This window comes from Nostoc sp. (assembly GCF_036917235.1).
In the GTDB taxonomy this organism is placed as follows: domain Bacteria; phylum Cyanobacteriota; class Cyanobacteriia; order Cyanobacteriales; family Nostocaceae; genus Nostoc.
In genome coordinates, this window is the sequence record NZ_JBALDU010000065.1 from 110,819 (window position 1) to 123,680 (window position 12,862).

11 protein-coding genes are annotated in these 12,862 nt (G+C 43.8%); 7 read left to right on the forward strand and 4 right to left on the reverse strand.

Annotation, left to right across the window (positions count from 1 at the left end; genetic code table 11):
* Nucleotides 1-247: 247 nt before the first annotated feature.
* From V7K44_RS19175 to V7K44_RS19205, 7 genes are all read left to right on the forward strand, one after another.
* Complete coding sequence (locus V7K44_RS19175; RefSeq protein WP_334933494.1) at nucleotides 248-1,318, forward strand: Mrp/NBP35 family ATP-binding protein; 1,071 nt, start codon at nucleotides 248-250, stop codon at nucleotides 1,316-1,318.
* A gap of 167 nt (nucleotides 1,319-1,485) precedes the next feature.
* The gene (rodA, locus tag V7K44_RS19180) at nucleotides 1,486-2,799 is read left to right on the forward strand and encodes a rod shape-determining protein RodA (protein ID WP_334933495.1); all 1,314 of its coding nucleotides are present in this window, start codon (nucleotides 1,486-1,488) and stop codon (nucleotides 2,797-2,799) included.
* Between the two features lie 161 nt (nucleotides 2,800-2,960).
* Nucleotides 2,961-3,158 carry an NAD(P)H dehydrogenase subunit NdhS gene (locus tag V7K44_RS19185; protein WP_094351697.1) on the forward strand — a complete coding sequence of 66 codons (198 nt, stop codon included), beginning with the start codon at nucleotides 2,961-2,963 and terminating at the stop codon, nucleotides 3,156-3,158.
* Nucleotides 3,159-3,278: 120 nt separating this feature from the next.
* A complete protein-coding gene (locus V7K44_RS19190; RefSeq protein ID WP_334933496.1) occupies nucleotides 3,279-3,935 on the forward strand; it encodes an HAS-barrel domain-containing protein in 657 nt (218 codons plus the stop codon).
* 148 nt (nucleotides 3,936-4,083) lie between these two features.
* Nucleotides 4,084-6,222, forward strand: a complete 2,139-nt coding sequence (locus tag V7K44_RS19195) for a cation:proton antiporter domain-containing protein (RefSeq protein WP_334933497.1) — start codon at nucleotides 4,084-4,086, stop codon at nucleotides 6,220-6,222.
* 467 nt (nucleotides 6,223-6,689) lie between these two features.
* Nucleotides 6,690-7,640, forward strand: a complete 951-nt coding sequence (locus V7K44_RS19200; protein ID WP_334933498.1) for a UDP-glucuronic acid decarboxylase family protein — start codon at nucleotides 6,690-6,692, stop codon at nucleotides 7,638-7,640.
* 147 nt (nucleotides 7,641-7,787) lie between these two features.
* Nucleotides 7,788-9,179, forward strand: coding sequence for a UDP-glucose dehydrogenase family protein (locus V7K44_RS19205; RefSeq protein WP_334933499.1), 1,392 nt, complete (start codon nucleotides 7,788-7,790; stop codon nucleotides 9,177-9,179).
* A gap of 281 nt (nucleotides 9,180-9,460) precedes the next feature.
* On the opposite strand, the gene V7K44_RS19210 is transcribed toward V7K44_RS19205, so the two are convergent.
* The 4 genes from V7K44_RS19210 to V7K44_RS19225 all read right to left on the reverse strand — a co-directional run bounded on the left by V7K44_RS19210 (nucleotide 9,461) and on the right by V7K44_RS19225 (nucleotide 12,757).
* A complete protein-coding gene (locus tag V7K44_RS19210) occupies nucleotides 9,461-10,255 on the reverse strand; it encodes an LmeA family phospholipid-binding protein (RefSeq protein ID WP_292735359.1) in 795 nt (264 codons plus the stop codon).
* Nucleotides 10,256-10,846: 591 nt separating this feature from the next.
* A complete protein-coding gene (locus tag V7K44_RS19215) occupies nucleotides 10,847-11,809 on the reverse strand; it encodes an aldo/keto reductase (RefSeq protein WP_334933500.1) in 963 nt (320 codons plus the stop codon).
* Between the two features lie 305 nt (nucleotides 11,810-12,114).
* The gene (locus tag V7K44_RS19220) at nucleotides 12,115-12,420 is read right to left on the reverse strand and encodes a small RNA NsiR4-regulated ssr1528 family protein (RefSeq protein ID WP_334933518.1); all 306 of its coding nucleotides are present in this window, start codon (nucleotides 12,418-12,420) and stop codon (nucleotides 12,115-12,117) included.
* Nucleotides 12,421-12,502: 82 nt separating this feature from the next.
* Complete coding sequence (locus V7K44_RS19225; RefSeq protein ID WP_292853389.1) at nucleotides 12,503-12,757, reverse strand: hypothetical protein; 255 nt, start codon at nucleotides 12,755-12,757, stop codon at nucleotides 12,503-12,505.
* Between the last annotated feature and the right edge of the window lie 105 nt (nucleotides 12,758-12,862).

Consider the following 12,862-nt stretch of genomic DNA (forward strand, 5'->3'; position numbering starts at 1 on the left):
GGTGGGGCCCCCTCTGGGGATAAGGGGTAATGGGGACTGGGGACTGGGGAGACAAGGGGAATAACCAATGCCCAATGCCCAATGCCCAAAGAAAGTTAAGATTCTATTAGGTAATAATGCAATTTGTTAAGTTTTATTATGGCAGTGACAGTGATAACACTAAGCTGACCTTACTTAAGAAAGCATCCAGTTAATAGCTAAGATGTTCGCCACAAGTGTATTTATTCATTTTGAATTTTGAATTTTTATGTACGATGTCCTAGATTCCCGCTCTGTCTTAGAAGTGCTGCGACCAGTGGAAGACCCAGAACTCCGCAAAAGTCTGGTAGAACTGAATATGATTCGCAACGTAAAAATTGACGGTGGTAAGGTTAGTTTCACTTTAGTATTAACCACTCCTGCCTGTCCTTTACGTGAATTTATTGTCGAAGACTGTCAGAAAGCTGTCAAAAAACTCCCAGGCGTGACAGATGTCAGCATAGAAGTGACGGCAGAAACACCGCAACAAAAAAGTTTACCTGACCGCACTGGCATTTCTGGAGTCAAAAATATCATTGCTGTTTCTAGCGGTAAAGGTGGCGTTGGTAAGAGTACGGTTGCAGTAAATGTAGCAGTGGCTCTAGCCCAAACTGGGGCGAAAGTCGGCTTGCTAGATGCTGATATTTACGGACCCAATGACCCCACCATGCTGGGTTTGTCTAATGCCCAAATTGTCGTGCGTTCTACTGAAACAGGTGAAATCCTGGAACCTGCTTTTAATCACGGCGTCAAATTAGTTTCAATGGGCTTTTTGATTGACCGAGATCAACCAGTAATTTGGCGGGGGCCTATGCTCAATGGTGTAATTCGTCAGTTTCTCTATCAAGTTGAATGGGGTGAACTGGACTATCTAATTGTAGATATGCCACCGGGAACGGGAGATGCTCAGTTAACTTTAACGCAAGCAGTGCCGATGGCAGGGGCAGTAATTGTCACCACACCGCAAAACGTAGCTCTATTAGATTCTCGCAAGGGATTGCGGATGTTCCAGCAAATGAATGTTCCGGTATTGGGAATCGTGGAAAATATGAGCTATTTTATCCCCCCCGATCGACCAGATAAGCAATATGACATCTTTGGTTCCGGTGGTGGCTCCAAAACAGCTGCTGAATTGGGAGTGCCACTGTTGGGGTGCGTACCGCTAGAGATTTCCACGCGAGTTGGTGGTGATAGCGGTGTGCCAATAGTCGTTGGCGACCCAGATTCAGCTTCAGCAAAAGCATTAACAGCGATCGCTCTTACTATTGCTGGTAAAGTATCAGTTGCTGCCCTGACATAATTATAAATTTTGATTTCTATCTACTTCCTGGGCTATAGCTTGGGAATACTAGGGACTGGGTATTAGGAAGTGGGGAAGCAAGGGAGCAAGGGAGAATAACCAATGCCTAATTCCCAATTTCCAATTCCCAATTCCCAACAATTAAAGCTAAAGTCTAAACTGGCACAATGTTGTTAAAACGATCGCTCCCCAAAATTCGCTGGAAGTCTTGGGTTAAGCCCTGGCAGCATATAGATTGGCTACTTTTTTGTTTGCCGATTGCTGTCAGTATTTTTGGCGGACTGATGATTCTCAGTACGGAACTGAAGCAGCCAGTAACTGACTGGTGGTGGCACTGGATGGTAGCGGGTATCGGCGTACTTATAGCCCTATTTTTATCTCGCATCCGGTACGAACTCTTGATGCAGTGGCACTGGGTAACATACACACTGACGAACTTCAGTTTAATTGCCGTGATGATTGCTGGTACTAGCGCCAAAGGGGCGCAACGGTGGATTAGTATTGCCGGCTTTAATGTGCAACCCTCAGAATTTGCCAAAGTCGGCATGATTATCACATTAGCAGCTTTGCTACACAGGCGGACTGCTTCTAGCCTCGAAGGTGTTTTCCGCGTTCTGGCAATCACCGCTATACCTTGGGGATTAGTATTTTTGCAGCCAGATTTAGCAACATCACTGGTATTTGGTGCGATCGTCTTAGGAATGCTTTACTGGGCAAATGCTAACCCAGGCTGGTTAATTCTGATGATTTCTCCGGTGGTTGCCGCCATTTTGTTTAGTATATCTTGGCCTTTAACAGAGCCAATAGTTTTATTCAAAGAACTATCTTTTGGCCCATTAGGATTAATTTGGTCAGTTGTAATGGCTATTGTGGGCTGGCAAACTCTTCCCTGGCGTCGATTTGGTTTAGGTGCTATTGGTGCGTGGACTCTCAATATACTGGGTGGCGAATTAGGAGTCTTCGCCTGGAACCATGTTTTGAAAGAGTATCAAAAAGACCGACTAACTGTATTCATGAATCCCGATCACGATCCACTCGGTGCTGGATATCACTTAATCCAATCTCGCATTGCGATTGGTGCCGGTGAAATCTGGGGATGGGGTCTGTTCAAGGGGCCCATGACACAACTGAATTTTGTACCAGAACAGCATACAGACTTTATTTTCTCCGCAGTGGGGGAAGAATTTGGTTTTGTCGGTTGTTTGTTAGTGCTGTTTGTCTTCTGCTTAATTTGCTTGCGTCTACTGCATGTTGCCCAAACCGCCAAAGATAACTTTGGTTCCTTGTTGGCTATTGGCGTTTTGTCCATGATTGTGTTTCAGCTGATTGTCAACATTGGCATGACTGTTGGTTTAGCACCTGTGGCAGGAATTCCCCTACCTTGGATGAGTTATGGGCGTTCTGCGATGCTGACTAACTTCATTTCCTTGGGAATAGTAGAATCGGTAGCAAATTTTCGACAAAGGCAGAAGTATTATTGATTCGTCATTAGTCATTTGTCCTTTGTCCTACCCTGCGGGTTCGCCCTTGGCGTTCTCGAAGAGTAGCCGCTGGCGCGTCTATGTCCTTTGCTAATAACTAATGACAAATGACTATTAACAAGTATTAAGCTATTAAAAGGAAACAAGCGAGGCTAAAAAAAATGATTCTGCCTGGAGCAACTGTTCGCGTCAAGAATCCCGCAGATACCTATTATCGCTACGAAGGACTTGTGCAACGGGTGAGTGACGGCAAAGTAGCCGTATTATTTGAAGGTGGTAACTGGGATAAATTAGTTACCTTCCGCCTGAGCGAATTGGAACTCGTAGAAACCACCGCCGGACGTAAAAAAGCCAAATAAGACTTAGTTAGGAGTGAGAAGTTAGGAGTTAGGAGTTATGATTCCTCAACTCCTAACTCCTAACTCCTAATTCTTAACTCAGCACGGGCTAAACGCCCCGCTATCGCTAACAGCACTCCCATGCGCCTCCCCCTACCACAGTTTGCTACTGGCGATCGCCATCCGAACCACATTGCGGAGGTGATTGAAACTACTAGTACTGAATTTTTAGCTCAGTGTTTAGAGCCAGAAGATTTAAGCTTTCCCTCCATGCCACCCTTTGGTAGTTGGGTCTGTTCTGTAGATGAAGAATCTGGCAATAAAATTTATGCTGTAGTGTATTATGCCACAACTATGCCCATAGATTCCGTACACAGGGCGAGAGCTTTGGGGTTGTCCTTGCAAGACTTACGGGAAGAACAACCCCAAATATTTGCCATGCTCCGTACAGAATTCCGGGCTGCGATCGTGGGATTTGAACTATCTTCGCAAAATCAAAGTTATAACCAAAGAGTATATCAGTATCTTCCACCTCGTCCCCCGCAAATTCATCAAGCTGTTTATCGATGTGAACCAGAAGCTATCATTAAATTTACTGAAGAACTAGATTTTTTACGGACACTGCTGTGTATAAATGGTGCGCCAATAGAGTCTTTAACCGCAGCTGCCATTCGAGATGTATACCAGTTACGCAAAGCTGACCGACAATGGCTAATTAAAGCTGGACGTAGCTTAAGTGTGCTACTAAAAGACGACTACGATCGCTTACGGTTCATTTTGAGTCAAATCCACCCGTAGGTAGTTAATTCTTAAATAATCGCCTAGTTAGTGTAAATTAAGAAGATTTTTGATTTATCGTCAGGTGGCTTCTCTATTTATTCATATTGATCGGGCGATCGCCCCCAAGGTAATCGCTGTTTTACCATAGCCCCTTCAATTTCTATATATGGAACTCATATCACAAGTTCTTGTTCTGGAACCAACTTCCCAAGTTCTTGGCAAAGAACCAATTGTTCCCTTTGCTATTTTGCTGGTGGTCATCTTAGTTATACCCATCATGTTTGAGCGGCTAAGATTACCAGGATTAGTGGGTTTGGTTTTCTCAGGACTGGTACTTGGACCCTCCGGTTGGAATCTTTTTCAGTCTGACTCACCGATGATTAACCTACTATCAGACATTGGGTTAATTTATTTGCTGTTTGTCGCTGGGCTAGAAATTGATTTAGAACAGTTTCGCCGGAAAAAAAGTCGTGCCTTTGGGTTTGCTAGCTTCACTTTCAGTGTACCCCTAGTCATGGGAACTTTAGTAGGGCTGATTTTAGGCTATGGCTGGAATACTTCAATCTTAATTGGCTCTTTATTCGCTTCCTATACCCTTTTGGCATACCCCATAATCAGCCGTTTGGGAGTGGTAAACAACGAAGCTGTTACTGTCACCATTGGAGCTACGATTTTTACAAACATTGGCGCAGTACTGATATTAGCCATTTGTGTAGCTGTCGCTCATGCTGGAGTATTTAGCTTTGCTAAACTACTCACCTTGTCGGGTTGGTTAATTATTTACTCTGTGGCCGTTGTCACAGGCTTTGATTGGGCAGGCAAAGAATTTTTCAAACGGTCTGGAGACGATGAAGGAAACAAGTTTTTGTTTGTATTGCTTTCTGTGTTTCTGGCAGCTGTCGGCGCTCAATTGATTGGGGTAGAAAAAATTGTTGGTGCTTTTTTAGCGGGTTTGGCAGTGAATGAAGCTGTGGGTGAAGGCCCAGTCAAAGAAAAGGTGGTCTTTATTGGCAGTGTGCTATTCATTCCCATTTTCTTTGTTGACCTTGGCTTACTGATCGATTTACCCGCCTTTGTGAATAATCTGAACACGCTCAGGTTAACGCTGTTGCTCGTAGTTGGTTTGATTATCAGTAAATTGATCGCAGCTTTGTTGACAAAACTGGTTTACCGCTATAAATGGCAAGAAATGCTAACGATGTGGTCGCTGTCACTTCCCCAGGTTGGTACAACGTTAGCAGCAACGTTAGTGGGATATCAGGCTGGGTTGCTACCACTAGAAGTATTGCACAGTGTGATTGTCTTAATGCTTGTCACATCCACCTTGGGGCCGTTGATAACCAGTCGAATAGCTGTTGGTTTGAATTTCCCACCAGATGAAGATCCAGCACCACCCCTAGCTGAGGAGAACACATCAGAAACAGACAGTGCTTTTACTATAGTCGTACCTATATATAATCCTCAGACCCAGCAGTATTTGATTGAAATGGCGGCATTATTAGCCCGTCAGTCACATGGCAAAATTATACCCCTGGCGATCGCTACTGCTGCTGCTCAGATGGATGCACCCCAGTTAGAAGCGTCTCTACAACGGAGTGAGTGGTTATTGAATAAAGCCACGACACAAAGTCGAGCCTTGGGCGTAGCCGCAGAACCAATGCTGCGAATTGATGATGCCTTTGCTCAAGGAATTAGCAGAGCAGCCCGCGAACAAAAGGCTAATTTAATTGTTATGGGTTGGGGTAAACGGACTGGGTTACGAGCGCGTTTATTTGGGAATGTGATTGATGGTGTGCTTTGGGCATCCCATTGTCCAGTAGCGGTGACACGTTTAGTAGAATCACCGAAAAAAATTCAGCGGATTTTAGTACCAATAGAAAATTTAACAGCACCAACATTACAACCTGTACAATTTGCCCAGATGCTAGCAGAGGCAAATCAAAGCCACATTACTGTGCTGAATGTGTGCGATCGCCGCACTAGTTCTAGTAAAATTGCTTGGAGGCGATCGCATCTCTCCCTATTGGTATCTAAATTGGCTTTAGCCAATGCCCCAGAAATTCAAATTATCGCTCACGAAAATGTTGCCCAAGCGATTTTGCAGGCAGCAAGATTATATGATTTAGTAGTTTTACCTTTTATACGTAATCGTACCAGTCCTGGAGGGTTAGCCATTAGCGATGTCACAACCCAGCTAGCCAGACAACTCACCTGCTCAATTATCATGCTTGGAGAACCGCAACGCACTCAAAGCACAAATTTAATTATGTCTACTACGGTTAGCAGCATTACATCTGCTGTATGATGTAAGGCAGAATACAGTTAAAGTAAGTGGACTTGGGCTGCGTAGCGTAGTCCGTTGGAGGCATCAAATTTCCGAAAATATTGGCAATAAATGAATCGGCTGTAGGGATTTACATCTGTATTATTTGCATATATTTGTAGCGCGAGTGTCAACCCGATCTCGACTAATTTTTGGTATCCAATTAAAAACGTAATAACCGTAAAAATACTTTATATTTTTGAAGATTTGATAAAGATCGGCTGAACAACAAACAATTTTTAAACAATTTTTGTTATTTTGCTAATTGAATTCTTAAGAAAACAGGTAAAAATATAACAAAACTACAACTGTGAAAAAATAAGTAAGTTCAACAACAATTTTTGATTGAGCCTTGTTCTTTTTTTTGTTTTGTATTTTTGTACCCAAGCTGGGTAATCTAAAAGTAAGTGCAATAGCTACTGAAAATATTTGTAAGTAACTGGGAAACTATGAGAATTTTGGTTACGGGCGGTGCTGGGTTTATTGGTTCCCATCTCATCGACCGACTAATGGCTGCTGGGCATGAAATAATATGCTTGGATAATTTTTACACCGGTCATAAACGCAACATTTTGAAATGGTTAGGCCATCCGTACTTTGAATTGATCCGCCACGATATTACCGAACCAATTCGGTTAGAAGTGGATCAAATTTATCATTTAGCTTGTCCTGCTTCACCAGTACATTACCAGTACAACCCAGTTAAAACTGTTAAAACTAACGTGATGGGAACACTGAATATGTTGGGGCTAGCTAAACGTGTGAAAGCAAGGTTTTTCTTAGCTTCTACTAGTGAAGTATACGGAGATCCAGAAGTTCATCCCCAAACTGAAGAGTACAGAGGTAGCGTCAATCCCATTGGAATACGTTCATGCTATGACGAAGGTAAAAGAATTGCTGAGACTCTAGCATTTGATTACTACAGGCAAAATAAAGTTGATATTCGAGTTGTGCGGATATTCAACACCTACGGGCCGAGAATGTTAGAAAATGATGGTCGGGTGGTGAGCAACTTTATAGTTCAAGCCTTGCAGGGTAATCCTTTAACCGTGTACGGGGATGGTTCACAAACTCGTAGTTTCTGCTACGTTTCGGATTTGGTAGAAGGATTCATCCGCCTAATGAATAGCGACTACATTGGCCCAATGAACCTAGGCAATCCTGGTGAATACACGATTTTACAATTGGCACAAACAGTGCAAAATATGATCAATCCAGACGCGCAGATTAAATTCGAGGCACTACCTTCGGACGATCCCCGACGTCGCCAGCCAGATATCACAAAGGCAAAAACTTGGTTAAATTGGGAACCTACCATTCCTCTGGAAGAGGGTTTAAAACTAACAATAGAAGATTTTCGCGATCGCATTCAAAGCGATCTCAATAATTCAACCACCTGAGTTACGTCTAGCGCCGCTCTAAATTTTCATGCAGGCTAATCCATCAGTAGCTAGTATATTTAGTTGCTGAGTTTTCCCAAATGTGTAAGTGTAAAATTGAGAACTTCTTTTTGAAGATTAAGCCCAAATAAGTGAGGAGTTAAATAAATGCGTGTTTGCGTTATTGGTACTGGTTACGTTGGTTTAGTTACAGGTGCTTGCTTGGCTCATATTGGGCATGATGTAATTTGCGTAGACAACAATGAAGAAAAAGTTAAGTTAATGAAGTCTGGGCAGTCTCCAATTTTTGAGCCGGGACTCTCAGAAATTATGCAGTCTGCCATTCAAACAGAGAAGATTCATTTTACTAGCGATCTTGCTGCTGGAGTTTCCCACGGAGAAATTCTGTTTATTGCAGTGGGAACGCCACCTTTACCCACTGGTGAAAGTGATACTCGTTACGTCGAAGCTGTAGCCCGTGGGATTGGAGAAAATCTCAACGGTGGTTATAAAGTCATAGTGAATAAATCTACAGTCCCCATTGGCTCAGGTGACTGGGTGCGGATGCTTGTTCTAGATGGTGTTGCAGAGCGGCAGAAGACACTGATACCCGCAGGTGGAGTGCCAAGTGATGAGAAATTATCTGAATTTGTAGCCGAGTTTGATGTAGTCAGCAATCCAGAGTTTTTGCGCGAAGGTTCGGCAGTTCACGACACCTTTAACCCCGATCGCATCGTACTAGGAGGCAATAGCCAAAGAGCAGTAGCCTTAATGCAACAATTGTATGCCCCAATTGTAGAACGCAAGTACGCTGAAGATCAATCTTTACCCCCAGTGCCAATTCTGGCAACAGACCTGAGTTCGGCGGAGATGATCAAATATGCTGCGAATGCCTTTTTAGCCACTAAGATTAGTTTTATTAACGAAGTTGCTAATATTTGCGATCGCGTTGGTGCTGATGTCACCCAAGTAGCCAAAGGTATCGGTCTAGATTCACGGATTGGTAACAAGTTTTTACAAGCTGGTATTGGTTGGGGTGGTTCTTGTTTTCCCAAAGATGTCTCAGCTCTGATTCACACTGCTGATGACTATGGTTATGAAGCCCAGCTATTGAAATCTGCTGTCAGTGTCAACGAACGTCAGCGGTTGATTGCTTTGGAAAAACTCCAACAAGTTCTGAAAATTCTCAAAGGCAAAACAGTCGGACTACTCGGACTGACCTTCAAGCCAGATACCGACGACTTGCGAGACGCCCCAGCACTCATCCTAATTGAGCAGCTAAACCGACTGGGAGCCAAAGTCAAAGCCTACGACCCCATTATTTCCCAAACAGGTATGCGTCATGGTCTTTCTGGGGTGTTAGTAGAAACCGATGCTGAAAGACTAGCTGATGGCTGTGATGCTTTAGTACTCGTCACCGAATGGCAGCAGTTCAGCACTCTGGATTATGTGAAGATGGCGAAACTGATGGCCCACCCCGTTATCATCGATGGTCGTAACTTCCTCGACCCCGAAGCAATGATACGCGCTGGGTTTCAATATGTAGGTGTGGGAAGATAGAAAGTTAGGGGTTAGGAGTGACAAATAAAAATTAATTACAATCTATAATTAACAACTCCTAACTCCTTTCAAAACCTAAAGATTTAAACTACCGCCTAGAATCATCTAGGCGGTATTTAATTTGTTTAGAGTACTCCAAGTAAAAAAATGCTAAATTGTCATTGCGTTCGCGTAGCGTCTCGTAGAGAGCGAAGCGAAGCAATGACGGATTTTGGATCATTTATTTTTTGGAACACTCTTAAAGTTTCATTTTAGATTAACTTTTTGCGTGTAATCTTGCATTAAGCGCTATGTGGAATACGTTCAATTTCAGCATATCCACTGAAAATAATTTTTTGACCTTCAGTTTCTAATCGGTTGAGACGCATTTTGACTCCATCAAGGTCAAAACGATCCAAATCGACCATATTATCTAAAATTTCTACCAGCGCTACGCTCAAGGTTTGCGAGATTTCCCGTTGTGCTTCTGGCACTTGGTCAAGTTGAATTTTCGGATCTTTGAAAGAAACTCGCCGCCGTCTTTCAATACCTACAGTTAAAATCATGCTCAGGGGTACGAGTTCGCCATTATTTAAATCTGCTTTTGCTACAAGCTGTAAGCGATTTTCTGGCAATAGCTGTATCTGGACATCTGTAAAGGAGACCGGTTCACCGCCAGATAATTCTGTCAGTGATGGTACGGTGAGGTTAAGCAGGCGCTTTTTCACCAGTTCCGCATTAAAGGCTTGGTTTATCCCTGCTTCTGATAAGATTACTTGAGCGATCGCTTGAGTAGGCTGCTTAAGGCTAAGTTTGCCACTTAAAACCGAGCCGAAGTCAATGGCGACCGCATCAGTTTCAAACGACATCTCCTCAACCGCGAAATCTTTCCGAATCACCAAGCCACGACCGCTCATTTTGAAGCTATCAATGCTGCCTTGCAAGAGCTTGCTGGAGGGGTAGCAGCGCACAAAGACTTCTACTGACTCGCTTTGAGTAAACAGGTGGCGAATCGTTTGGCTGGCGACTGTGTTGAGCATCCGCTCTCCCCAATCTGTGCCTTTAGGATCTTGTAAACCAGTAAGTCCGCCGAACATGTGGTTTTGGGTCTCTAGAAGTTCTTTGTACTTTTGTAACAAATCATGAAGAATCCAGCAAGCGATCCCGTGATTAATTGTGCTGATGGATAGGCATAGGATGGCTGATGGTTGATGAAGTAATGTATTAAATATTACTAATTAAACTGAAGTAGGAAGAAAGTCGCAGCACTCATGACAATAGTAATCATACGCTAAAATTTTATCGAACAGAATTCAGGAGTCAGGAGTCAGAATTCAGTTGGGTATTCTGTATGACTGGCGGATAGCGCCGGCGGCAAGCGAGTCCGCTTACTCTGTAAGAGTTGCAAGCTACGCGCAGCGTCTGTCTTTGCTACGCAACGCTACCGCGAACGACACGCTGCGCGAACGTAGAGAGCGTCTTGATTCTGACCGGGAGCGTCTCCGGCTCCGCTCCTGAATTCTGACTCCTGACTTCTGAATTCTTCTTCAACTGGAAATCCCTCAGTGACTTCCAGTGGCGACACTAATGGAACTGCTACTTGAATTTATCAATGATAGGTGGCTCCCAAGCTGTGTGGTAGCATAGTCGATGTGTGAAGTTCCTCCACGGACAACACTAAGAAAGCATTATGCTGACATCAATTGCTGGATACGCTGTGGTTCTTCTCCTAGCCAATCTGGATTTTGGGCAGTACTGTCGAAGATTGATGAGGTTTTGAACGGCTCAAACTCGCCGCGTGATGCCGCTTCTGCCGTTTTTGCTAAAAGCGATCGCACTTGCTCGTCATTCATTGGCTGGAACGTCCGCACTGCTTCAAAGGCTTGCTCTAGAATTTCCATACTGTCAATTCCGGTAATCACAACCGATGTCGGCAGATTCAAAGCATAATGCAAACACTCAATTGGCGTTACAGTTTTTGACCGTAAAAGAATACCGTTTGCCAAGCTTTTCATTCCCAAAACGCCAATATTTTGTTTCACAAGTTCTGGCACAACCAGCTTTGCAAAGCTCCGGTAGTGGGCATCCATGACATTTAGCGGCATCTGCACTGTATCAAATTTAAACCCGTGAGCCGCTGCAACTTCCAGCGTATGTAGATGAATATGGGGATCTTTGTGCCCAGTAAAGCCGATGTATCGGAGTTTTCCAGCTTTTCGCGCCTCAATGAAGGCAGCATTTGCCCCTTCTGGATCGAAAATTCGATGGGGATCTTCGTATCGAATCATTTCGTGATGCTGAACAAGATCGATGTAATCAACTTGCAAGCGTTTCAGTGATTCGTCTAACTGTTTTGCAGCTTCTTTTTTAGAACGACCATCGATTTTCGTCATTAGAAATACTTTATCGCGGTAGCGATCGCGCAGCGCTTTGCCCATACGAATTTCGCTGACTCCACCGTTGTAATCCCAACTGTTATCCATAAAGGTGATGCCGCGATCGATGGCTGTTCTCACAATGCGGATAGCCAGTTGCTCATCAACATGCTTCAAGGCGATGTGCCAACCGCCCAATCCGATAGCGGAAACTTTCTCTCCTGTGCTACCGAGTACTCGATATTGCATTTCTGAATTTGACGTAGTTCCTGACATGTGTTCTCCAAGTCTTTCAGCTATTACTCAAGTACATATAGCCATCTGCCAATTCAAACACAAGGCAAAGCTGACAATATCTTGCTGAAGATACACTTTTTGAAAAGATTAGGAGAAGAATCAAGAAGCCAAAATACCGATGGCAATGTAAAATGTGTGAGGTAAAGAATTAAATTGATGTGTTAAGCCCAGACGCGTGGGGGTAGAAAATTAGCAGCATTACACTGTGCGAAGGAGTGTCAGAGTTTGTCGCCAGACATCGCTAAAGTATCTTATTTCAACGAACTCCTAACTCCTAACTTTATTTATTTACCACTATAGAAAAAGGCAATTTCTTTCTCTTTTAGGGGTGCGAAACCAGCATCTACGAGTAATTGGTCGAGTTCTGCTTGGGGAATGTGTTTTGCACCAATGCGCACAATACGCGATCGCATCGTATTAGATACACCACTGCGCTGTCTATTGCCTTCTAGCGCCATAACTTTACCATAAAGTTCTAGCTTGGCAGGGGGAATGGGAGAACCATCAAAATCAATTCCCTGTGCGATCGCTTCATCAATCGCATCAGCTCCTGTAGTAGTTTGATTCGCTGGGTTAGTTTCGGTAGGCATGGTGATTTTCTCTTCTTCGCTATGGGTAGATTTTACCAGCCTTGCTGACACCAAAGCTGCCAACCTTCAAACTCAGGTTCGACTAATCACGAGCTTGTCGCGTCACCACACCACCAACAAAAGCCCCTAAGATAGTGCCTGTCCAAAGTCCTGTTGTACTGCCTTGCCACATTGCTCCTGGTGTCATCCAAGCATTGCACATCTCCTTTAAACCCCAAGGTTGGTTTTGGCACTTTTGGCTATGCAGCATCATGGTGATTTGCCCACTGGTGTAAGCGCCAAAAAAACCTGATGACAGTGCCAAGAAAGTGCAAATTAAAATTCTGTTTTTTGTCATTTGTCATTTGTCATTGAGAATGGGAAAAGGACAACTTATATCTTGCACTCTTGCACTAGAAGTCGCGGCTACACAGACAAAAACTGCCTCCGCAGGTTGAAAAGA